This window comes from Enterococcus sp. AZ088 (assembly GCF_051714845.1).
Lineage (GTDB): Bacteria > Bacillota > Bacilli > Lactobacillales > Enterococcaceae > Enterococcus > Enterococcus faecalis.
Genome location: NZ_JBIOSQ010000001.1, coordinates 1,237,260 through 1,258,898, shown reverse-complemented (window position 1 = coordinate 1,258,898; position 21,639 = coordinate 1,237,260). Strand labels below are relative to the sequence as shown.

The following is a 21,639-nucleotide window of genomic DNA, read 5'->3' as shown; positions in this document are numbered from 1 at the left end:
TGAAGATGCAATCATATGTCAACCGCTTCACGTAATCTTTTTCTATTTTATAGACATAATGGCATAATTGCTGTAGGTGGAATGGATAACTGAGTAATAACTTTCGGATTGAGTCTATTGCTCCCTTTCCACCAAATTTTGGTTTGTTGGTGTTGAAACCAAGCACTTTGTTCAAAAGGTGCTGACAATGTTTGTAAGTGATGCACTTCGATTTGATTGGTTGCCTGCGGTTCTGTTGTGAAATCATGGGCCCGAATACCAATAGAATGACAAGAAATAGGAACTTCTTGTGTAACCGTTAGTGTTTGTTGCCAGCCAATCACTTGGACTCTGTGCGCATCTATGCGTTTGACAGGCCAAATATTTTTACAACCAGTGAGTTTAGCTGCTTCAATCGTTTGAGGTTGGTTAAATAATTGATTTGTTGCACCAAAAAGTGTTTGGTTTTTTGTGATTATCACTAAACTCTGACATAACTTATACAGTTCATCTAAACTATGACTCACAATTAAGGCATGTTGATTTAAATTACTTAATCGCTGTTGAAGTTCAATTTGCAGCTCTTCCTTTAAGGGTGCATCTAATGCGGAAAATGGCTCATCTAATAATAGGTAAGCCGGCTGAGCCGCTAGCATTCGCGCAAAAGCCACTCGTTGTCTTTGTCCTCCAGAAAGTTGACTAGGATATTGTTGTTGGACTTTAGTTAAGTGAAAAGACGCAAGCAATTGAGTGACCAATTGTAAATCTTTTGTCACGCACGTGAGATTTTCTACTACCGATAAATGAGGAAACAACGCATACTGCTGAAACAAAAGACCAATTTTTCGTTGTTGCGGTGACAAATTGATCTTTTTTTCAGCATCGAATAAGACTTGATCATTTAAAACAATCTGACCTTTATCCGCAGTCTCAACACCCGCAATACATTTTAATAACATACTCTTGCCACAACCAGAAGCACCTAAAATTCCTGTTGTTTGCGTCTTTGTTTCAAACTGAATTTGCAAAGTATGACTTTTCAATTCTTTTTGAATATCAACAATTAATCTCATTCCGATCTTCTCCAAGCGCGCTGACTAAAAAATTCCGTAAAAAATAAAATAATCAGGCAAAGTAATAACATAATCACAACATATTGATTGGCTAAGCGCCAATCCCCACTTGCTACAGCAGAGTAGATAGCTAAAGGAAGCGTTCTTGTTTTGCCAGCAATATTCCCTGCTAACATTGTCGTCGCTCCAAATTCGCCTAACCCACGGGCAAAGGCTAACACGCCACCGGCCAAGAGACCGTTCATCGACAAAGGTAACGCAATTTTTCTAAAATATCGACTTTCCGAAAATCCGAGTGTCTGGGCTACCGCCAACAATTCACTATCCATTTGTTCAAACGCCGTTAAGGCTGAACGATACATTAAAGGAAATGAAACAGCAACGGCAGCAATAACCGTAGCTGGCCACGAAAAAACAACTTGAATGGCAAAAAAATCAAGTAAAAACTGGCCCACTGGTTGCTGAACACCAAAAATAGTTAAGAGAAAAAAACCAAAAACAGTCGGCGGTAAAACTAATGGCAACGTAAATAAACTATTCAAAAGAATTTTTAATTTACGATTTTTCAAACGAAAAACAATATATGCAACGCCTGTTCCTAAAATAAAAGTAAATAAAATGGCGATTATTGCTGTCTGAAAAGATAAAAGAATTGGTCGAACATCCATTTTCCCACCTACTTTGTTAACTTAAAGCCAATATTTTCAAAATATTTTCTGCATTGTTGACTCTGTAAAAAATTTAAAAAAGCATCCGCTGATTTTTGTTTCTTAGAGGCGGCAACTTTACCAACTGGATAGATGATTGGCTTCTTCAAAGCAGCTTCAGGCATGGCCGCAACAATCGCTACTTTTGAATTGGTTGCTGCATCTGTCGCATAAACTAAGCCAGCTTCTGCACTTGCATTAGCTACCCATTCAAGGACTTCTGTTACATTCGTGCCAAAGCTTGCGTGTTTTTCTACATAAGACCAAGCGCCTAAAGCTTTTAAGCCTTCTTCGGCATATTGACCAGCTGGAACACTTGCAGGATCACCAATTGCTATCATTTGGGCTTTTTTTAAATCAGAAAAATCATGCCACTTTGCTTGATCTTGGTTAGGCACAATAAGAACAAGCTGGTTTTCCAATAAAGGAACGACACTTTTCTTATTAATTAGTTTTTCTGCAACCAATGCATTCATTTGTTTTGTCGAAGCCGAGAAAAATACATCGGCTTTTAGGCCTTTTTCAATTTGCATCTGTAATTTTCCAGAACTATCATAGGTTCCAGTTACCTGAATATCTGGATGCTCTTTTTCAAAGGCTGGAATAATTTTCTTCTCCATGACTGATTCTAAGCTAGCTGCTGCCGCAAGGGTTATTTCTTCTTTTTTTGTTGAAACTGTTTCTTTTTGCGGCTGATTTGTACATGCAGCAATTAGGGCAACTAAACTGAATAAACTAAGCAAGAACACAGTCTTTTTTTGTTTAGACATTTGAACGCCTCTTTTCTTTTATAAATACCCGCCATAACTCAAGTCAATAATTTCAGATTTTTTAATCACTTCTTTGGCCATTAATCTTGGTAACAACAAATCAAAAACAGTTTTTTCTGAAAATAAAACACCACCTGGTAAGCCAATGATCGTTTGCTCTCCTTTATAAGCCAGCAAAAACATTGAGCCTGGTAAGACTGGTGTCCCATGGGTTATGATTTCAGCACCTGTCTGCTTAATTGCTAACGGTGTCAAATCATCAGGATCTACACTCATACCACCTGTACAAACAATCAGATCAAGCCCTTGTGCTAACATCTTTTTGATCGCAACAGTAATTTTTTGCGGCTGATCATCGACAATTTCTTGCTTGACAATCGTAACTAAAGGATACGCGGAGAACTTGGCTTTTAACACAGGGTAAAAAGCATCCTCAACCAATCCTGTGTAAACTTCACTGCCAGTAGTTACAATCCCGACCCGTATTTTTTTGAAAGGTTTCACAGAGATTAGTGGCTCAGACGTGCTGAACTGGCATGCCTTTTCTAATTGGCTTTTAGAAATTGTTAGTGGAATCACTCGAAAGGCTGCAACTTTTTCATCTTTCTGAACTTCTATATTGGTAATTTTAGTTGACAAGGCAAGACCTTCAATTTCATTTAAAGCAATTAATTTTTCTCGATTGACTTTTAAAAGACCTCTCGTGCTAGCTTTAGCAACAATTTTTCCTTCATGGACTTCACTCGGCTGACATGAGTCATCTGTTAACAGGTTATACAAAAATGTCGCTGCCTCTTCTTCATGTATTTCTGCTGGATCCAAGGAAACAAACAGATGTTTTTTCCCTAATGATAAAAGAATTGGAATATCTTCTTGAACAACTATATGTCCTTTTTTAAAACACACTTCCTTGGTCTTTCCATAGTCAATTCGCGTAATATCATGACTCAACGGAAGGCCAACTGCCTCTTCTGTTCGAATTGTTTTCATGGTTTATTCCTCATCATGTATGATTTTTTTATTTGTGATTAAATCCAAAGCGTGGGGCAAAACAGGCAACAAAAAATGCAAATGTTCTGTTACACTTTTTGGACTACCAGGCAAATTAACAATGAGCGTGCGTCCTCTTTGAACAGAAACGCCTCGACTTAACATAGCAAATGGTGTTTTTTCCAAGCTAAGTTGACGCAAGCCCTCACTGATCCCAGGAATGATTCGCTCTGCTACACGTAAGGTAGCTTCTGGGGTCCGATCCCGTTCACTCAACCCTGTGCCGCCTGTCGTTAAAATCAAATCACAGGTCTTAGACCACTCTTGCAATAGCTCTACTAATTGATTTTCTTCATCTGGTAAAATGGTTTGTTTGGTTACCTGGTAGAGCGCAGGTAACTGTTCACGAATCAAGGAACCCGATTGGTCGACAGCAAGTCCTTGAAAGCAACGATCACTTAATGTTACAATGCCCACTTTAAACAACGTCTAACTGGTCTCCTTTTTTAATATGACCTTCTGTCACAACAACTGCAAAGATTCCTTCTCTAGGCATGATGCAATCGCCCACTCGCGCATAAATCTGACAGTGTTTATGGCACTCTTTCCCAATTTGAGTAACCACCAATTCGGAATCGCCTATTTTCATTTTCGTTCCAACAGGTAATTGACGTAAATCAATCCCTGAGACGATTATGTTTTCCCCGAAAGCACCATTGCCAACCCGAGCTCCTTTTTCATTGAAAGCCGTTATTTCTTCAAAAGATAACAAACTGACTTGTCGATGCCAATTACCGCCGTGCGCATCATTTTCTAATCCGAAACCTTTAATTAAGTTGACTTCAGGAATTTCCTTTTTCTGTGTGCCTCTTCGCGGGCTAATATTTATTGCAATAATTTCTCCTGTTTTCATACTTACCCTCCTATTTGTGACATAAATCGTTGTTCTCCTTGTTGTTCCAAGAAAAGATGTTTTTCAGGCTTACAGGCAATGCCACTCTTGATAATCCCTAACAATTCTGCTGTTTGTTCCATAGCTAAAGCTTCCTTTAACGAGTAGCCGTCTGCAGAATGCAGGCACGTTTTTAAATGGCCGTCTGCAGTAATTCGAATTCGATTACACGTCTCGCAAAAACAATGCCCTAATGCACTAATAAAACCTATTTTTCCTTTAAAATCTTTTAAGGCGTAATAACTAGCAGGGCCATTGCCCAATGGTTTTTTGTATGGTTGCAACGTTCCATAATATTTGGTTAAAATGGCTTCTACTTCTTCTTGTTGCTTACCTGGATGCTCCTTCCCTAATCCAATTGGCATCATTTCAATGAAACGAAGATGCACAGTCTCTTTCTTAGCGATTTCAGCCAGTTCTACAATTGTTGCTTCACTTAGCTCTTTCCTAGCTACAGTATTAATTTTGATATTAGGTAATCCCACATCAATCGCTTGTTCTAAGCCCGCCAGAACATTCCTTAACTGACCAACTCTTGTTATTTCACGAAATTCTTCTGGATCCAAAGTGTCTAAGCTAATATTAATGCCGTCCAAGCCCGCCTCTTTTAATCCTTGAGCCTCACGAGCTAACTTCATGCCATTAGTCGTTAAGGTTACTTTTTCGATGCCTGAGATTTGCTTTATCCTTTTAATTAAAGAGAGTAAATTTGGTCTAACAAGCGGTTCACCACCTGTTAATTTAACTTTTTTGATGCCTTCTTTCGCTAATATCCTCAGTAAAAAAATAATCTCATCATCTGTTAGAAGCTGCTCTTTTTTTAAAAAGCAAAGACCTGTTGCTGGCATGCAATACGTGCAACGTAAGTCACAACGATCTGTTAAAGACAAACGAACATAATCAATTTCACGGTTAAATGCATCTTTCATGCTGTTCACTCATCACTTTCCTTTGATTTAATTGAAGAACGAATGAAATGACCACTACGTCCACCATTTTTCTCTAATAAACCAATGTTTGTCATTGTCATTCCTCGATCAATTGCTTTACACATGTCATAAATTGTTAAGAGTGCTGCCTGCACACCTGTTAGCGCTTCCATTTCAACGCCAGTTGAACCCACTGTTTTTGTAAAGCAACGTACTTCTAAACAAGTTTGATTGCGCCAATCAAACTGAATTTCACACTTTGTCAAAGCAACCAAATGACACAAAGGAATCCATTCAAACGTTCGTTTTGCGGCGGTAATCCCAGCTACTCTTGCTACCTGTAATACTTCACCTTTTTTAATCATTTGGGTCTGGATCGCTTCTGCTGTCGCTTCCAACATGTGAATTTCTCCATAAGCGAGGGCTGTTCTTTCAGTGTCATTTTTTTCCGAAATATCAACCATATGCACTTCTCCTTGTGTATTCAAGTGCGTAAATTCCTTACTTTGAACCATTTCTCCACCTCACATTTGACATTTGTTAACGTTTACACAATACTTCTTTTTCAAGTGTATCACTCTTGCATCAAAAAAACAATCTGGCATCCATAATTTTTTTTAGCGAGAAATCGAAGTTAAAAAAGTTAAGCGACAAAAATTACGTGCTTTGCTTAGCCTGACCAGACTTTTGTCTTAGTCTTAAAACTTGATAAGCAATAAGCCACCAGTCGACTCGACTGATGGCTTACTTTCATACTAATCTTAGGTCAGGTTGTCATCAAGTTTGCCAATAATAGACTTTTACAAGCGCGCCTTTTTTGAGTAACACACCAGCTGGTTGTTCTAGCAGGCAATTTGTTTCTAAAGTATTTGATAAATTGGATGAAAGATGACTTTTTGTCACTAAATTTACTTTGCCATCTATTTCTTTCGCTCGGTAAAATCGACGTAGTCTACTGGGGGCTAATTCATGCGCTAAAATTACTGTTCGTTCCTTGAGATTTAACTCGACACAATTAAAAAAAGTAGCTAATAATGTCCAGTAAAAAAGATGTAAATTAACCATTGCCGCAAACGGATTGCCTGAAACGCTTAAAATGAGTGTTTCTTGAAATTTACTTCCCATAACTGGGGTTCCAGGTTTCATATTTACAAAATGAAACAACTCTGTTCCTCCGATACGTTTAATTGCTAAAGGTAAATTATCCTTTTCACCTACCGAAACACCACCACAAGTAATTAATACATCAAGTTTTGGTGAAATCTCAATCAGCCTCTTCGCTAATTCTTCAGGGTCATCTGAACAATGGTCTAGGTGGATTACTTCATTACCACTCGCTTTGACAAAAGCTGCTAACATGTAGAGATTACTATTATAAATTTTCCCAACTGACAGTGGTTCTTCCAAAGAAACTAACTCACTACCGGTCGCTAAAATCCCCACCTTCATGCGCTTCAAAACAACAACTTTATCAATCCCTTGCATTGCCAACAAACCAATCATGCGACTATTAATCTGTTGATGTTTTGCTAAAATTTTTTGCTGAAAAGCAATATCTTCTCCAATTTCCGCATAGTTTTGGCCCGCAGTGACAGAGCGAAAAATTTTAACATGGTCTTGCCCAAAATCCGTCCATTCTTGTGGCACTACAGCATCAAAATCGGTTGGAATAAAAGCACCTGTTGTTATTTTAATCGCACAGTTATTCGTCTGATTACAATAAAACATGGAATCCCCTGCCACTAAAGAACCGACGACTTTTAAACAACTTGGGCTTTCAGCAGTCGCACCTCGTGTTTCTACTGCACGAACGGCATACCCATCCATCCCGGCACGAGGAAAATGAGGAATCGCTGTCTCTGCAAAAATGGTTTCTCCGCTAATCCGCCCCAAGGAATCAAGCAGCGCCACTTCTTCTGTTTCACATTGACTCTTCATATGTTGGGTCATTTTCTCTCGTGCTTCTTCCAACTCGATCATGTTTTAACCATCCTTTTTTATTTATTCACTGGTTTAATCGCAACGGCACAAACTTTATATTCAGGAATTGTGGCGATATCATCAAATACAGCATTGGTGATTTCGTTAACATTCCCATCTGGAAAATGGAATGTCATAAAGACTTCTTGCGGAAATACTCGATTTCCGACAGCCGCATAGGTTTCAATTTTGCCACGTCGAGAATGAACTTCAACTTTGTCACCTTCTTGGATTCCCAGAGCTTGTGCATCGACTGCATTTATCTCAATATAAGAGTGATTCGCTATTTGGTTAATCCCTTCCGTTCGTCCTGTCATCGCTCGGGTATTGTAATGGTAAAGCATTCGGCCTGTCGACATTAAATACGGGTACTCTTCATCTGGTAATTCTTGTGCTTGCTTATACGGAATTGCTTTAAATAAACCTTTCCCACGAGCAAAACTGCCCACATGCATAATCGGCGTACCTGGATCTGTCAAGCTACGACAAGGCCATTGTAAGCTCTCCTTCTCTAATCGTTCATAATTAATTCCACCAAACGAAGGCGTCACAGCTGAAATTTCTTTCATAATTTCTTTTGCAGATTCATACGCACAAGGATAGCCCATTCGTGTCATGACTTCACAAAAAATTTCATAGTCTTCTCGCGCTTGTCCTCTTGGTTCAACAGCTTTACGGACTCTTTGCACGCGCCGTTCTGTATTTGTAAATGTCCCGTCTTTTTCTGCATAACTGATGCCTGGTAAAACGACATCTGCATAAGCAGCCGTTTCGGTCATAAATAATTCTTGAACAACTAAAAAGTCTAAACTTTCTAAAGCTTGACGAACATGTCCTGTGTCTGGATCCGTAACAATTGGATCTTCTCCAAAAATATAAAGGCCTTTGACGTTTCCTGCCGTTGCTGCTGGCAAGACTTTAGTAGAAGTTAAACCTGTGTTTCGATTTAACGGCACATGCCAAGCTTTTTCAAATTTGTCGATTACTTCTGGATTATTGACTTTTTGATAGCCTGGGAAATCATAAGGCATACAGCCCATATCGCAAGCACCTTGAACATTATTTTGACCTCGCAAAGGATTGACACCACAGCCTGGTTTTCCAACTTTACCAACCAACATTGCCAAATTAGACATACTCATAACACCCTCAGTTCCTGTCGAATGTTCCGTTACGCCTAAACAATAAATGATTGGTGCTTTCTCTGCTTTTGCATACATGCGTGCTGCTTGAATTAAATCTTCTGGATGAATATGACAAATTTCTGCGACTTTTTCCGGCGTATAATCAGCCACCATTTTTTCTAAATCTAAAAATCCTTCTGTCCGTTCTTCAATAAAATGGTGATCTGCTAAACCTTCTTTCAAAATCACATGCATCATGCCATTAGCAAATGCGACATTCGTTCCCGCCTGAACTTGTAAATGCAGCGCACTATCCTTCACTAAGTTAATTTTCCGCGGATCAACAACAACAACTTGCGTTCCTCTTTGGATGGCTTGGCGAATTTGCGCACCAATAACTGGATGAGCTTCTTCTGGATTGGAACCTACTAATAAAATCATGTCGACATCTTCAGTGATATCAGCAATAGGATTAGTCATCGCACCAGAGCCTAAGGTTTGGGCTAAACCATGGACCGAAGCCGAATGACAAACACGGGCACAGTTATCAACATTATTGGTACCAAAAGCAGCACGCACCATTTTTTGAAAGACATAATTATCTTCATTTGTCGCTCTAGAGCACGAAAAACCAGCAAGAGCATCCGGACCGTTTTCTGCTTTAATTTCGTTAAATTTTGACGAAACAAGCGTTAAGGCTTCTTCCCAAGAAGCAGGTTCAAAAATCCCATTCCGTTTAATTAATGGCTCCGTTAAGCGATCTCCTGACCCAACAAATTTATATGAAGCAAATTTTCCTTTCACACAAAGTAAATTTTTATTAGCTGGTCCATCCAGGGGTTCAACACCCACCAAACGATTATTTTTAACGAGTAAATTCATCTGACAGCCTGTCCCACAATGTGGACAAGTTGTAGGAATTTTCTGGGTTTCCCATTTGCGGTACTCTTTCGTATCTTTTGCTGTTAACGCTCCTGTAGGACAGGAAGAGACACAATTGCCACATGATTCACAGATAGATTGATCAAACGCCTGCCCATAACTTGGCATCATTTTTGTTTCAAAGCCACGATTAGCAATACTAAGTACATCTCTTCCCTGCCGCAATTGACAGACACGAGCACAACGACGACACATGATACACTTTTCTGGATCATAAGAGAAAAATGGATTACTGGTATCTTCTTGATGGCAAGGCATTCTTTTTCCCTCGGTAAAGCTAGTGGCATCAATCCCATAATCTAGCGCATACTGTTGTAATTGACAATCCCCGTTTTTTCCACAAGAAAAACATTCTAATTTATGATTACTCAATAATAAATCAAGAATAAAACGTCTGGAATCAACAACTTTTTCAGAATGTGTTGACACAACCATGTCCTCTTGACAATGTGCCGTACAAGCAGTTGTTAAGCCACCACGTCGGCCGCCTTCCACCTCAACCACGCACATCCGACAAGAACCATCAGGTGCTAATTCCTTTAAATGACAGAGCGTTGGAATTTCAACACCTAGCGTTTTCGCTGCTTCGAGAATAGTAGTCCCTTTAGGCACAGTTACTTCTTGGTTATCAATAGACAACGTAACTGTTTGCGTATGCAACTTTGTTTTCATTTTTACCAACCTCCTTTGCTGGTGGCATAGATTTCTGTTTCAGCAGTCGTTTCAAATTCTTCTGGAAACAAAGCCAATGCACTCTTCATTGAAGTTGCGACGGATTGGCCCAAACCACAAGCTGATAATCGCGTGACATGCGTGAGCATCTTTTCCAATCGTGGCAAATCACTAGCTGTTGCCTCTTTCCGATTGAATTTACTCAATAATTCCAAAATCCTAGTTGTTCCCAATCGACAAGGGGTGCATTTACCACAGGACTCATGAGCAAAAAAGGCCGCTACGTGTACTAAATAGTCCACAACATTGACTGAATCATCCATTACTACAATTGCACCAGAGCCGACAGATAAGTCATGGGCCCATAAATCTTCGTAAGAATACAAACAATCCGTTAACGTTGCGACAGCACCAATTGGACCGGATTGTCCACCGAAATGAATAAATTTTAATGCTCGACCAGTTGCAGAGCCTCCGCCGTATTGCTCGCCATAAATTATTTCTTCTAATGGTGTTCCAAGGTTGACCTCGTATAAGCCCCGATTTTTAATATGTCCAGACAAACAAATTAGCTTTGTTCCGCCACCATCGGCAGTACCCATCTCTAAAAAGGCTTGTCCACCTTCTCGTAAAATTACAGGAACACTTGCAAATGATTCAACATTATTTACTAATGTTGGTTGCAAATATAAACCAACATCTGCTAAGTGTGGTGGTTTGACACGCGGCCGCCCCGTTTTTCCTTCAATTGAATTTAAAAGTGCTGAATTTTCCCCACAAATATAGGCGCCAGCACCAGAAATAATCGTAATATCATAATTAAATCCTTCAATTCCTAAAATGTTTTCCCCTAAAAAGCCAGCTTGTCGTGCATTATCCAGTGCTTCTTGAAATGTTTTTTGGATTCTGCGATATTCTCCTCGCATATAAATATAACCTGCTTTTGCTGAAAATAAATAGCCAGCAATGATCATTCCTTCAATCACACTCAATGGATCTTCAGATAAAAGTACTTTATCCTTAAAGGTCCCTGGTTCGCCTTCATCAGCATTACAAACAATGTACTTTGTGGTTCCTTTTGCATGATAAAGATGGCGCCATTTTTTTCCTAAAGGATAGGCTGCTCCACCGCGACCTCTTAAGTGCGCAATATCCAGTTCGTTTAAAATTTCTTCATCCGATAGTGAAATTGCTCTTTTTAAACCATCAAATCCATCGTATTTACAATATTCAGAAACATCGGTCGCAGATTGCATTTTCCCCATTCTCTCTAATAACATTGGTTGGTTTCTCTTAAGCATTGACTCACCTCCTACAGTCCTTCATAGCAATCATTTTGTAAATGTTGAATTAATTGATAAATTTTCTCTTCTGTTAGTTGACTAAAAACGGTGTCCTTAATTTTAATTACTGGACCTAAATCACAAGCCCCGATACAAGGAATACTGTGATACATAAATAAGCCATCTGGGGTCGGCTGATTCTCTGGCACTTCTAAAATGGTTTCTAATACCTCTGCAACCATCGCCCCACCAGTATAATGACACGGTGTGCTGTTACAAATCTTCAAGACATACTTCGCTTGCGGTTCCGTCTTTAAAATGGCATAAAAACTGACGATTTCATAGACTCGCGCTTCCGTTAAATGTAGATGCTCTGCAACTAATTGAGCTGTTTCCTGATCGATATACCCTTCCTCTGAAGCAAATTGTAATTCAATTAAAATATTTAAAATTCGTTGTGGATCAGCATCGTTTGCTAGAATAATCGCTTCTTTTTCAATTAAGCTTAATGCACACATTCCTTTTTATTCCCCCTTTTTAGTGAAACTTGAAGTTGTTCTCCTTGATAATAGATACGCAATTCTTTTGGTATTTCAGCAGATAGTAAACAAAAATCGGCTTTATCTATAACATTTTTTGCTGATTCTTTTTGGCGATTCTGGTTATTCATCATAAGAAATAGTCCTGGCTGTACAACATTACGTAATGAATTTGATTCACAAATGATTAATGCTTGGGCCGGCACAGCTTTCAGAAATTGCTGAATGGCTTCCGCCAAATTTTCTTGAAAAACTTTCAATAGAAAAACTTTTTGACAACCTGCAGCTAATAATTTCATGGTATCTTTATTGCCAATCGTCTCTTGCTCTTCTACTAATTCATAACCAGCTGTAATACTGGTACAAATTCCGCATCCTTTTGTGCCTCGTTGACACACCCCTCGTTGACCACTAATCGTAATAATCTTCAAGCCATAAATTGGATAGACTTCTTGGTACTGTTTAATAAGGACTTCGGCTAATGTCGTTTTGCCACTATTCCGACCAGTAGAACCAATTTGAATCATGTTTGGTATCTCAATTGCCATAGAGCTCCTCCGTCTGAATCGTTTTCTCAACTCTTGGTTTGACAGTTGCTGGTTTTGTCATAAAGATCAATGGTACGGCCATAAAAAGACTGCCACCTACTGCATTGCCTAAAAATACCCATAGTGTATTTTGCAAATAATCCCACCAACTGATTGTGGTGCTTTGTGAAAAAATTGCCGCTGGAATAATAAACGCATTGGCGACCACGTGTTGAAACCCACAAACAACGAAAACCATGACAGGAAACCACAAGCCAAACATTTTACCTAAATATGATTTTGCCAACGCTCCGAGATAAACCGCTAAACAAACAAAAATATTACAGCCAATCCCTGAAACAAAAGCAACTAGCGGTGGATCAGCAATTTTCGCCTGAGCAACTGCGACTGTTTTATCCAGAAACGCACCTTCAGTTAACCCAACAATATGGCCAAATAAATACGCTACGAGAAATCCGCCTAGACAATTGGTCAATAAAACAACTAGCCAGTTATAACAAAGAGCGCCCACTCGAACCTTTTTCTGTAATACGCCTAATGTCATTACCATCATATTGCCTGTTGCTAACTCACCACCAACAAAAGTAAGCGCTATCAATCCAACTGGAAATAATGCTCCACCCAGAAAGTTGTTAAAACTTCCCCATTCTGTGGGGGCGGTTCCAGTGATACGAATAAACGCCAAGTAACCCAGTGCAATACAAAAACCAGCCATGATGCCTAAAATACAGAGTCGAACAAACGATAATTTCCCTTTCATTTCTGCCTTATCACCTAAGCTTGCAACTATTTCTTCACTACTGAAAAAATCCATTACGATTCCTCCTTTTTATCGATACCACTGAGACAATTCTTCTTTTCGATTGACATTTTTAAGTTGATTCTCTTTTGATAGTTGCACCGTTTTTACAGATAGATGCTCAAATTCTTGGCGAATCTGATAGTTATTTTGCGCAAGCTGTTTTTGAAATGTTGGTAAACAAGAACATCGATAAAAGCCAAATAATGGTTCTTGACGACCTTCAAAGTCAAAGATTGTTACTTGATTTTGTCCACGCTTAGAGGCTAACTGATACACAAGTTTAGGAGAAAAAGTTGGTATATCACAGGCAATTACAAACACTTCAGCTTTCTGAGTATAGTTCATTGCTGTCACAATCCCACCTAATGGCCCCTTTCCAAGATACATATCTTGAATGATTGTGCATTTTCTAAACGCCTTAGGAAATTTTTGACTATCATTCGTTACTAAAATAACCTCTTCGAACAGTTCCATTAACTTTTCAGCTGTTTGCAAGATCACGTATTGGCCTTGAATTTTCAATAATGCTTTATCAAATCCCATCCGTGAACTTTTCCCGCCGCATAACAGCACTGCTGTACAATCAGCAATAATTTTCGCCACCCCTTTACCATAATTTTTATTAGTTCAAAAAAATATTTTTTAGTCATGTATTAAGTCTATTATAAGACATCCCTCGTACAAGTCAATTCCTTTTAAAAAAAAAGAACGAGAAAAAGAGTCGCTCTTTTTCTCGTTCTAACTTATTCATCTGTTTGACGTTTTATTTCTTCAATCTCAATGCGTAATGATTTTCGTTTCTCAATGGCGACATAAACCAAGCCAATCAAAAAGGGTAACACAAAGCTACCAAATCGATACAGTAAAACAGATGCTACAGCATCAACATTGCCGACCAATGGTTTAAACAACAATAAGTAAACAAATTCAAATGGACCAATGCCAGCAGGTGTTGGAATAACTCCTGAAAGAATAACAGCAAAACTAGTAAAGGACATCACTAATAATAAATCAATATTCGGGTGATTTTCTACTAAAACAATGTAAGGAATAATGTACCAAAATAATAATTTAAATACATTCCATGAAAAGATTCGAAGCAACGCTGAGCGATCTTGTGTAATTGTTTGGACAGCCGCACGCAAGGAATAGATTTGTAAATTACAATTATCCACCCAATCTCTTAGTTTTGGTCGTTTAAACCAACGATTGGCAAACTTAACCAATAAAACTTGCAACTTTAAGCTACTAGATAAAATAAGTAATGCTGCAATTATTACTAATGTTAAAATAACACCTGCTAAAATGAATGGAATCATCTTAGGCGCATTTTCATAAAACAGGGAAAATTGAATAATCAAACCAATAATTGCTAAAAAAATCACGGCTGCTTTGTACATAATCATATGTAATGCCGTTATCCCCACACTTTTAGAAACAGGAATTCCCTTTTTCTTATAAAAATAAATTTCTGAAAGCAAGGTTCCCGTGCCAAATGAAATAATCCGATAAAATGCTACATAACAAGAAGTAAAAAAACCATCCACTGTCGTAAAGTCTTTGTTAAAATAACGAGCTATTTCCTTGATTGAGCGCCCTTCTGCAAATTGATAAACTACACCAAAAAAAATAACAGCAATCAGCACCAGCCAACTCGTTTCCATCAGTTGAGCAAAAATATCACTTAATGAATTATCCATGACATAAAAGATTACGCCTAAAACGATAATCATTAACAACATATTTAAGCCAATTTTTACTTTTCCTTTCATCGCTTCTCCTTTTTTGTTCTTACTTAAACGTTAGATAGATGCAACTAATCATCGCGATTACGCCAATTGAATAACACAATGCAAAAACTGGTTTTTGGGTTTTATGATGAAATTTCTTTTGTCCCATTAGCCCACCTAGACCGCCACCGACAAGTCCTATCGTCAATAAGCGGCGTTCTGGAATACGCCAGTTCCCATGTTTTGCTTGTTTTTTATCATAACCCATCATACTAAACAATACTAAATTAATGACGAGGAAATAAATGATTACTATCCACTGAAGCATTCTTTCTGGCCTCCTAACTAGTTACTGTACTAGGATACCTTGTTCTGATTCTAATTGCAAAAAAATTTTCAATGACTCATGAAACTACAACAGGAAAGTAAGCTCTCGGTTGCCCGTTTTCTTACTTTCCTATTGAGTGCCTCATTTATTTTGCATTTAATTCAGCAATTTTAATAATCACATTGGTCGCTTTTTCCATGGCTTGTAATGAAACAAATTCAAAACGGCCATGCATATTTTCGCCACCAGCAAAGATATTTGGTGTTGGAATCCCTAAATAAGAAATTTTTGAGCCATCCGTTCCACCGCGAACAGGTTCAATAATTGGTTGAATTGACAATTCTTCCATTGCTTGTTTAGCAATTTCGACAATGGACATATCTTTTTCAATCACTTCTCGCATATTATAGTATTGATCAAATAAATCAACTTTGATTCGTTCTTCATCAAATGGTGCATTCAATGTTTGCTGAATTTCTTTAATTTTAGCTTTACGTGCTTCAAAAATCTCGCGATTGTGATCGCGAATAATATACGTCATTGTAGCTTCTTCTGGCGTTCCAGCAAACGCTGCTAAATGATAAAAGCCTTCTTCACCTTCTGTTTTTTCTGGAACTTCGTCAGCAGGTAAGGCATTATGGAAATCAATTCCTAATTGTAACGCATTAATCATTGTATTTTTTGCTGTTCCTGGATGAACGTTTTTCCCTTGAATTGTAATTTCTGCTTGCGCCGCATTAAACGTTTCAAATTGTAATTCACCTACTGGTCCGCCATCCATTGTATAAGCAAAATCCACGTTAAATTGAGCGACATCAAATTTGTCGGCACCTACACCAATTTCTTCGTCGGGACCGAAAGCCACACGAATGGTGCCATGTTTAATTTCTGGGTGATTAATTAAATATTCCATGGCTGTCATTATTTCCGCAATACCTGATTTATCATCAGCTCCTAATAAAGTGGTACCATCGGTTGTGATAAGTGTTTCACCACGATAATTTTTTAAGTTAGGAAAGTCTTTCGTGTTTAAAGTGAATTTGCCTTCTTTATCTAAAGGAATCGTTGATTCTCCGTCATAGTTCTCAACAATTTGCGGAGAAACATTCACTGCATTAAAATCAGCCGTATCCATATGGGCAATAAAGCCGATTGAACGAACGTCTTTCTCCACGTTACTAGGTAACGTAGCAATCACAAAACCATTTGTTTCGTTATAAATAACATCGCTCATCCCTAATTCTTCTAATTCTTTTTTTAAGGTTTGTGCAAAGGCTACTTGTGTTTGTGTTGATGGTGTCGTTGTGCTAGTTGCATCTGAGCGTGTTTCTGTTTTCACATAGCGTAAAAAACGAGGTAATAAATTTTCATACATAAAAGAACACTCCTTTAATCTTCATTTTTTTATTTAAAACGAAATGGGTTGGTATTCGCTTCTGATTCAAAAATGGATACAGCCCACTCATTTTCTTGTTTCCATTGATTCATTAATTCCACAAGTTTTGGCTTACAAAGCGCTTCAATGTAATGACCAGGATCGATAACTGGTAAATCTTCAGCAATCATGTCATGTGCCGTATGATAATACACATCACCAGTAATATAGACATCGGCTTGTTTACGTAATGCATCATGATAGAACTTTTCACCACTTCCACCACAAATGGCTACCCGTTGAATCATTTTAGTATCATCTTTTGCAATGACCCGCAAGCCATCCAATTGGAAAGCTTCCTTGACTTGCTGTACAAAATCAGAGAGTCTCACAGGCTTGTCTAATACTCCAACCCGACCTAAACCAAATTCTTTTGATTGATTTTCAATGGTATAAACATCATACGCCGGTTCTTCATAAGGATGCGCCTGTAACATAGCTGCAAGAACTTGTTCTTGTTTAGTTTCAGGGAAAATCACTTCGATTTTTGCTTCTTGGACGACACTTTCTTGACCAATTTCGCCAATCGTGGGATTTGCTCCTTGTGTTGGTGTAAAACGTCCTGTTCCAATTAAAGAGTAACTTGTTTTAGAATAATCACCTTGAGCTCCAGCGCCAGCTAGACCTAAAGCTTCTCTCATTTGCGGAGCTTCATCAATTGGCACAAAAACGGCTAATTTTTTATAAGGAACAGTATGTGTTTTAGTTAAAAAGGTGGTCTGTTTAATTCCCAATAATTCACAAAACCAATCATTTAGCCCATTGTCAATAATATCCATATTAGTATGCGCTGCGTAAACAGCAATATCGTGTTTTAATAAATCAGCGTACATTTTTTCTTGAAAATTATCTGTGGTTAATCGCTTAACTGGGCGGAAAATAGGTGGGTGTTTCGCAATAATTAAATCAACCTGCTTCTCAATTGCTTCTGCAACGACCTCAGGACGAACATCTAAGGTAACCATCACATTTTCAATTGGTTTATCTAACGTACCAATGTGCAAGCCCACAGGATCTCCCGTTTCAGCTAGCCACTCGGGACAATAGTCATTGAAACGTCGAATCAATGTCTTACCGTTCACAGCCATTGGCCAGCACCTCCTCAATTAATTGTTGGTCTTGCTGTAGTTTCGCTTGTTTTTCAATATGTTCTCCACTTGCTTTTGCTAGTTGTGCAAGAACAGTTTTGCGCTGTTTTAATTCTCGTTGCCATTTTTTAGTAAAAACCGGTCCTTGTTTTTTAATTAAAACTGGCCCAAATAGTAATTCTTGGTCCGTATAAGAAACGGATTGCTCTGTTTTTTCGGCTACGATAATTTCATACAACTTACGGTTTTCTTCCACGATTGTTTCATCAATAATACTGTAGTCGTTTGCCATTAACCAGCGGCGTAAAGTTGGTTCACCAATATTCGGTTGTAAAACAAGGCGTTCCTTCCCTGTTAAACGATTTTTTTTGCGTCCAGCTTCTAAAATATCTCGGATTAATGTGCCGCCCATTCCACAAATACTAATGACGTCTATTTGATCTTCAGGTTCAATTGCATCTAGCCCGTTCGCTAAACGTACGATAATTTTATCCGTCAAATTGGATTTACTGACTTGGGTTTTGGCAGATTGATAAGGTCCTTCTACCACTTCCCCAGCCACAGCAAAAGACAGTTTATTTTCTAACATTAAAGCAACTGGTAAATAAGCATGGTCTGAACCAATGTCTGCTAAGCGACTTCCTCTAGGGATTAAATCACCAACCGTTGCGAGACGTTTTGATAATTGATTTTCATTCATATTTTTGATTCCTCCGTTGCTTATTATACCATTGTCAATTGAAGATGAAAACTTACACATTCGTGCAATCTACTGTTTTCTCTCCTTAATCACTTATAAAAAAGAACCCCCTTCAAAATCAATTTCATAACTTTGAAGAGGGCTGTCATTATTGCTATAAAGAGCATTCTCCTTATATTAATAATAGGGAAAACATTTTTAATTAGGCATTTGCCAACCAGTTTTCAACTTCTGCTAAGGCATCCGCAATCCCTGCTGGATTTTTCCCACCAGCTTGAGCCATATCAGGACGACCACCGCCGCCACCGCCAACTTTTGGCGCAATTGCTTTGATTAAGTCACCGGCTTTTAAGCCTTTTCCGTTCATGTCTTTTGTCATAGCCGCTAACAAGCTTACTTTTTCATCTTGTGCAGTTGCTAGAACTAGTACATCAGACAATTCTTTTTGTTTCCATTGGTCAGCCAATTGGCGTAATTGATTCATGTCTTTAACATTGACTTGAGCGGCAATATAACGAACACCGTTGACGTCTTTGACATCTTTAAAAATGTCACCAGCTTGTTGGTTCGCTAATTTGCCTGCCAATTGTTCGTTTTCTTTTTGTAGATCACGTAATTGTTGTTGCAATTGCTCTGTTTTCGTAACCACTTCTTTTAATTGAGGTGATTTAACTAATGTAGCAATCTCTTTCAATTGACGTTCTTCTTCTTGTAAAAGTTGATACGCTTCTTTACTCGTCACTGCTTCAATACGGCGTACTCCTGCACCAATTCCAGATTCAGAAACAATTTTGAAAATCCCGATATCTTCTGTATTAGCAACGTGTGTTCCACCACATAATTCGATAGAGTAATCCCCAATATTAACTACACGGACTTCTTTGCCATATTTTTCACCAAATAACGCCATTGCGCCCATGTTTTTCGCTGTATCAATATCTGTTTCAATTGTGACAACAGGAATAGCTTCCCAGATTTTTTCGTTAACGATGGCTTCCATCCGCGCTAGTTCTTCTGATGTAACTTGCCCAAAATGAGTAAAGTCAAAACGTAGATGTCCTGGTGCAACTAATGAGCCTGCTTGGTTGGCATGCTCCCCTAACACATCTTTTAAAGCACGATGCAATAAATGGGTTGCCGTATGGTTTTTCAAAATACGTGTCCGCATCCGTTCGTCCACTTGCAATTGATAAATTTGACCTTCTGCTAATGGCGCCAAAACTTCTACTTTGTGTAAAAATTGACCGTTTGGTGCTTTTTTCACATCCACCACGTTGGCAACGACTTCCCCTGCGGTATTTTTTACATAGCCGCGGTCAGCAATTTGTCCACCCATTTCAGCATAAAATGGTGTTTCAGCAAAAATTAATTCGGCTGTTCCTGCAGATGCTTCATTTACTAGTGCGTCACCTTGAATAATAACAAATAATTCACTATCATGTGTTAATTCTGTATAGCCAACAAATTTACTTTCTACTTTAATATCTGTTAATAAAGCAGATTGAACACCCATTGAAGTTTCTTTACTGCGGGCAGAACGAGCACGTTCACGCTGTGCTTCCATTTCTGTTTCAAACCCAGCATGGTCGACTTTCAAGCCTTCATCTTCTGCAACTTCTTCCGTTAATTCTACTGGGAAGCCAAAAGTATCATAAAGTTTGAAGATAATTTTTCCATCTAATGTATCGCCTTTTGCATCTTTAACTTCTTTAATAACCTCATTTAACATGCTTAAACCTTCATTGATGGTTTCATGGAAACGTTCTTCCTCTGTTCGAACCACTTTTTCGATGAAGTCTTTTTGTTGTAATACTTCTGGATAGTAGCTTACCATGATTTCGCCAACAACAGGCACTAATTTGTATAAAAAGGCTTCATTAATGCCTAATTTTTTCCCGTGCATTACCGCACGACGTAATAAACGACGTAACACATAGCCACGACCTTCATTTGAAGGAAGCGCACCATCACCAATTGCAAAGGACAAGGCGCGAATATGGTCAGCAATCACTTTAAAGGAAACATCCGTTTGTGGTGCATCTCCATATTTCACGTTAGTTCCTAAAGCTTCTACCGCATGAATGATTGGCATAAATAAATCAGTTTCAAAATTTGTTGGTGCATCTTGAATGATAGATACAACACGTTCCAAGCCCATGCCCGTATCAATATTTTTATGTGGTAATGGTTCGTACGTATCTTCTGGTGTATGGTTAAATTCAGAGAACACTAAGTTCCAAATTTCTAAATAGCGTTCATTTTCGCCACCAGGATAATTTTCTGGATCATCTTCTGGAATATCTAAAAATTCTTCGCCGCGATCATAAAAGATTTCCGTATCCGGACCACTTGGACCAGCACCGATATCCCAGAAGTTATCTTCTACATCAATAATATGGTCTTCAGATAAACCAACTTCATCACGCCAAATGCGTTTTGCTTCTGTATCTTTCGGATAAACAGTCACATATAATTTTTCTGGGTCAAAAGCAAGCCATTCAGCACCAGTTAAGAATTCCCAAGCCCAGTGAATCGCTTCATTTTTAAAATAATCTCCAATTGAGAAGTTCCCTAACATTTCAAACATTGTATGATGACGAGCCGTTTTCCCAACATTCTCAATATCATTTGTACGAATAGATTTTTGAGCATTCGTAATTCTTGGATTTTCTGGCACAACAGAGCCATCAAAATATTTTTTCAAGGTTGCAACACCAGAGTTAATCCATAATAATGTTGGATCGTTTACTGGTACTAAAGAAGCACTTGGTTCTACTGAATGTCCTTTAGACTTAAAGAAGTCTAAATACATTTGACGAACTTGACTACTTGTTAATTCTTTCATTGATTTTCCTACTTTCTATTAATAATTAACTATTTATGTTTTGTACCCTCTTAAGCGGCAGACTGTGAACACAAAAAACACCATTGCAGTCAAGGACGATTGCTCGCGGTACCACCTTGATTGCAATGATGTTGGATCATTACCTCTTAAGCTCTATAACGCAGAGTCGCGTTGATATTTCTATCAAGTCCATCTAAAGGGAGCAAGTAAATTTATCTGATGC

Annotated in this window: 21 protein-coding genes; all 21 read right to left on the bottom strand. The window is 38.4% G+C overall.

Translation table 11 applies throughout. From position 1 onward, the window contains the following. Nucleotides 1–47: 47 nt before the first annotated feature. The 21 genes from IGL17_RS06230 to alaS all read right to left on the bottom strand — a co-directional run bounded on the left by IGL17_RS06230 (nucleotide 48) and on the right by alaS (nucleotide 21,416). Nucleotides 48–1,052, bottom strand: coding sequence for an ATP-binding cassette domain-containing protein (locus IGL17_RS06230; RefSeq protein ID WP_010828773.1), 1,005 nt, complete (start codon nucleotides 1,050–1,052; stop codon nucleotides 48–50). Then, nucleotides 1,049–1,720, bottom strand: a complete 672-nt coding sequence (gene modB / locus IGL17_RS06225) for a molybdate ABC transporter permease subunit (RefSeq protein WP_002360415.1) — start codon at nucleotides 1,718–1,720, stop codon at nucleotides 1,049–1,051. The genes IGL17_RS06230 and modB overlap by 4 nt, the downstream gene beginning before the upstream one ends. Nucleotides 1,721–1,728: 8 nt before the next feature. Beyond that, nucleotides 1,729–2,529 (bottom strand): molybdate ABC transporter substrate-binding protein, encoded by an 801-nt coding sequence (modA, locus tag IGL17_RS06220; RefSeq protein ID WP_002357711.1) that lies wholly within the window; start codon nucleotides 2,527–2,529, stop codon nucleotides 1,729–1,731. An 18-nt stretch (nucleotides 2,530–2,547) separates the two neighbouring features. After that, a complete protein-coding gene (locus IGL17_RS06215; RefSeq protein WP_016617935.1) occupies nucleotides 2,548–3,519 on the bottom strand; it encodes a molybdopterin-binding protein in 972 nt (323 codons plus the stop codon). A gap of 3 nt (nucleotides 3,520–3,522) precedes the next feature. Continuing rightward, on the bottom strand, nucleotides 3,523–4,005 hold the full coding sequence (locus IGL17_RS06210; protein ID WP_016617934.1) for a MogA/MoaB family molybdenum cofactor biosynthesis protein: 483 nt from the start codon (nucleotides 4,003–4,005) through the stop codon (nucleotides 3,523–3,525). Beyond that, nucleotides 3,998–4,432 (bottom strand): MOSC domain-containing protein, encoded by a 435-nt coding sequence (locus IGL17_RS06205; protein WP_002357714.1) that lies wholly within the window; start codon nucleotides 4,430–4,432, stop codon nucleotides 3,998–4,000. The genes IGL17_RS06210 and IGL17_RS06205 overlap by 8 nt, the downstream gene beginning before the upstream one ends. A gap of 2 nt (nucleotides 4,433–4,434) precedes the next feature. Then, entirely contained in the window at nucleotides 4,435–5,409 is a 975-nt protein-coding gene (moaA, locus tag IGL17_RS06200; RefSeq protein WP_002365606.1) for a GTP 3',8-cyclase MoaA, read from the bottom strand. Beyond that, nucleotides 5,406–5,915 carry a cyclic pyranopterin monophosphate synthase MoaC gene (moaC, locus tag IGL17_RS06195; protein ID WP_002366623.1) on the bottom strand — a complete coding sequence of 170 codons (510 nt, stop codon included), beginning with the start codon at nucleotides 5,913–5,915 and terminating at the stop codon, nucleotides 5,406–5,408. The genes moaA and moaC overlap by 4 nt, the downstream gene beginning before the upstream one ends. Nucleotides 5,916–6,177: 262 nt before the next feature. Then, nucleotides 6,178–7,380 carry a molybdopterin molybdotransferase MoeA gene (locus tag IGL17_RS06190; protein WP_002366622.1) on the bottom strand — a complete coding sequence of 401 codons (1,203 nt, stop codon included), beginning with the start codon at nucleotides 7,378–7,380 and terminating at the stop codon, nucleotides 6,178–6,180. A 17-nt stretch (nucleotides 7,381–7,397) separates the two neighbouring features. Then, on the bottom strand, nucleotides 7,398–10,118 hold the full coding sequence (gene fdhF, locus IGL17_RS06185) for a formate dehydrogenase subunit alpha (protein WP_010775813.1): 2,721 nt from the start codon (nucleotides 10,116–10,118) through the stop codon (nucleotides 7,398–7,400). A 2-nt stretch (nucleotides 10,119–10,120) separates the two neighbouring features. After that, the gene (locus tag IGL17_RS06180) at nucleotides 10,121–11,419 is read right to left on the bottom strand and encodes a complex I 51 kDa subunit family protein (protein ID WP_016617933.1); all 1,299 of its coding nucleotides are present in this window, start codon (nucleotides 11,417–11,419) and stop codon (nucleotides 10,121–10,123) included. 11 nt (nucleotides 11,420–11,430) lie between these two features. Then, complete coding sequence (locus tag IGL17_RS06175; protein WP_016617932.1) at nucleotides 11,431–11,919, bottom strand: NADH-quinone oxidoreductase subunit NuoE family protein; 489 nt, start codon at nucleotides 11,917–11,919, stop codon at nucleotides 11,431–11,433. Beyond that, the gene (locus tag IGL17_RS06170; protein ID WP_438760061.1) at nucleotides 11,907–12,488 is read right to left on the bottom strand and encodes a hypothetical protein; all 582 of its coding nucleotides are present in this window, start codon (nucleotides 12,486–12,488) and stop codon (nucleotides 11,907–11,909) included. The genes IGL17_RS06175 and IGL17_RS06170 overlap by 13 nt, the downstream gene beginning before the upstream one ends. After that, the gene (locus IGL17_RS06165) at nucleotides 12,478–13,302 is read right to left on the bottom strand and encodes a formate/nitrite transporter family protein (RefSeq protein WP_002361749.1); all 825 of its coding nucleotides are present in this window, start codon (nucleotides 13,300–13,302) and stop codon (nucleotides 12,478–12,480) included. Before IGL17_RS06165 ends, IGL17_RS06170 begins: the two co-directional genes overlap by 11 nt. Before the next feature lie 15 nt (nucleotides 13,303–13,317). After that, nucleotides 13,318–13,893 carry a molybdenum cofactor guanylyltransferase gene (gene mobA, locus IGL17_RS06160; RefSeq protein ID WP_002361748.1) on the bottom strand — a complete coding sequence of 192 codons (576 nt, stop codon included), beginning with the start codon at nucleotides 13,891–13,893 and terminating at the stop codon, nucleotides 13,318–13,320. 140 nt (nucleotides 13,894–14,033) lie between these two features. Further along, entirely contained in the window at nucleotides 14,034–15,062 is a 1,029-nt protein-coding gene (locus IGL17_RS06155; protein ID WP_002360426.1) for a lysylphosphatidylglycerol synthase transmembrane domain-containing protein, read from the bottom strand. Nucleotides 15,063–15,081: 19 nt separating this feature from the next. Next, entirely contained in the window at nucleotides 15,082–15,348 is a 267-nt protein-coding gene (locus tag IGL17_RS06150; RefSeq protein ID WP_016617931.1) for a DUF1294 domain-containing protein, read from the bottom strand. Nucleotides 15,349–15,493: 145 nt separating this feature from the next. Further along, nucleotides 15,494–16,723 (bottom strand): peptidase T, encoded by a 1,230-nt coding sequence (gene pepT / locus IGL17_RS06145; protein ID WP_002384579.1) that lies wholly within the window; start codon nucleotides 16,721–16,723, stop codon nucleotides 15,494–15,496. Nucleotides 16,724–16,752: 29 nt separating this feature from the next. Further along, complete coding sequence (locus IGL17_RS06140) at nucleotides 16,753–17,871, bottom strand: Nif3-like dinuclear metal center hexameric protein (protein ID WP_002357732.1); 1,119 nt, start codon at nucleotides 17,869–17,871, stop codon at nucleotides 16,753–16,755. Further along, the gene (locus tag IGL17_RS06135; protein ID WP_002357733.1) at nucleotides 17,855–18,571 is read right to left on the bottom strand and encodes a tRNA (adenine(22)-N(1))-methyltransferase; all 717 of its coding nucleotides are present in this window, start codon (nucleotides 18,569–18,571) and stop codon (nucleotides 17,855–17,857) included. Before IGL17_RS06135 ends, IGL17_RS06140 begins: the two co-directional genes overlap by 17 nt. Before the next feature lie 202 nt (nucleotides 18,572–18,773). Further along, the gene (alaS, locus tag IGL17_RS06130; RefSeq protein ID WP_002366615.1) at nucleotides 18,774–21,416 is read right to left on the bottom strand and encodes an alanine--tRNA ligase; all 2,643 of its coding nucleotides are present in this window, start codon (nucleotides 21,414–21,416) and stop codon (nucleotides 18,774–18,776) included. Nucleotides 21,417–21,639: the final 223 nt, after the last annotated feature.

Excerpts from the sequence above, each read along its gene's own strand:
- IGL17_RS06230 (WP_010828773.1), bottom strand. The coding sequence starts at position 1,052 with ATGAGATTAATTGTTGATATTCAAAAAGAATTGAAAAGTCATACTTTG.
- modB (WP_002360415.1), bottom strand. The coding sequence starts at position 1,720 with ATGGATGTTCGACCAATTCTTTTATCTTTTCAGACAGCAATAATCGCC.
- modA (WP_002357711.1), bottom strand. The coding sequence starts at position 2,529 with ATGTCTAAACAAAAAAAGACTGTGTTCTTGCTTAGTTTATTCAGTTTA.
- IGL17_RS06215 (WP_016617935.1), bottom strand. The coding sequence starts at position 3,519 with ATGAAAACAATTCGAACAGAAGAGGCAGTTGGCCTTCCGTTGAGTCAT.
- IGL17_RS06205 (WP_002357714.1), bottom strand. The coding sequence starts at position 4,432 with ATGAAAACAGGAGAAATTATTGCAATAAATATTAGCCCGCGAAGAGGC.
- moaC (WP_002366623.1), bottom strand. The coding sequence starts at position 5,915 with ATGGTTCAAAGTAAGGAATTTACGCACTTGAATACACAAGGAGAAGTG.
- IGL17_RS06190 (WP_002366622.1), bottom strand. The coding sequence starts at position 7,380 with ATGATCGAGTTGGAAGAAGCACGAGAGAAAATGACCCAACATATGAAG.
- fdhF (WP_010775813.1), bottom strand. The coding sequence starts at position 10,118 with ATGAAAACAAAGTTGCATACGCAAACAGTTACGTTGTCTATTGATAAC.
- IGL17_RS06180 (WP_016617933.1), bottom strand. The coding sequence starts at position 11,419 with ATGCTTAAGAGAAACCAACCAATGTTATTAGAGAGAATGGGGAAAATG.
- IGL17_RS06175 (WP_016617932.1), bottom strand. The coding sequence starts at position 11,919 with ATGTGTGCATTAAGCTTAATTGAAAAAGAAGCGATTATTCTAGCAAAC.
- IGL17_RS06170 (WP_438760061.1), bottom strand. The coding sequence starts at position 12,488 with ATGGCAATTGAGATACCAAACATGATTCAAATTGGTTCTACTGGTCGG.
- IGL17_RS06165 (WP_002361749.1), bottom strand. The coding sequence starts at position 13,302 with ATGGATTTTTTCAGTAGTGAAGAAATAGTTGCAAGCTTAGGTGATAAG.
- IGL17_RS06155 (WP_002360426.1), bottom strand. The coding sequence starts at position 15,062 with ATGAAAGGAAAAGTAAAAATTGGCTTAAATATGTTGTTAATGATTATC.
- IGL17_RS06150 (WP_016617931.1), bottom strand. The coding sequence starts at position 15,348 with ATGCTTCAGTGGATAGTAATCATTTATTTCCTCGTCATTAATTTAGTA.
- pepT (WP_002384579.1), bottom strand. The coding sequence starts at position 16,723 with ATGTATGAAAATTTATTACCTCGTTTTTTACGCTATGTGAAAACAGAA.
- IGL17_RS06140 (WP_002357732.1), bottom strand. The coding sequence starts at position 17,871 with ATGGCTGTGAACGGTAAGACATTGATTCGACGTTTCAATGACTATTGT.
- IGL17_RS06135 (WP_002357733.1), bottom strand. The coding sequence starts at position 18,571 with ATGAATGAAAATCAATTATCAAAACGTCTCGCAACGGTTGGTGATTTA.
- alaS (WP_002366615.1), bottom strand. The coding sequence starts at position 21,416 with ATGAAAGAATTAACAAGTAGTCAAGTTCGTCAAATGTATTTAGACTTC.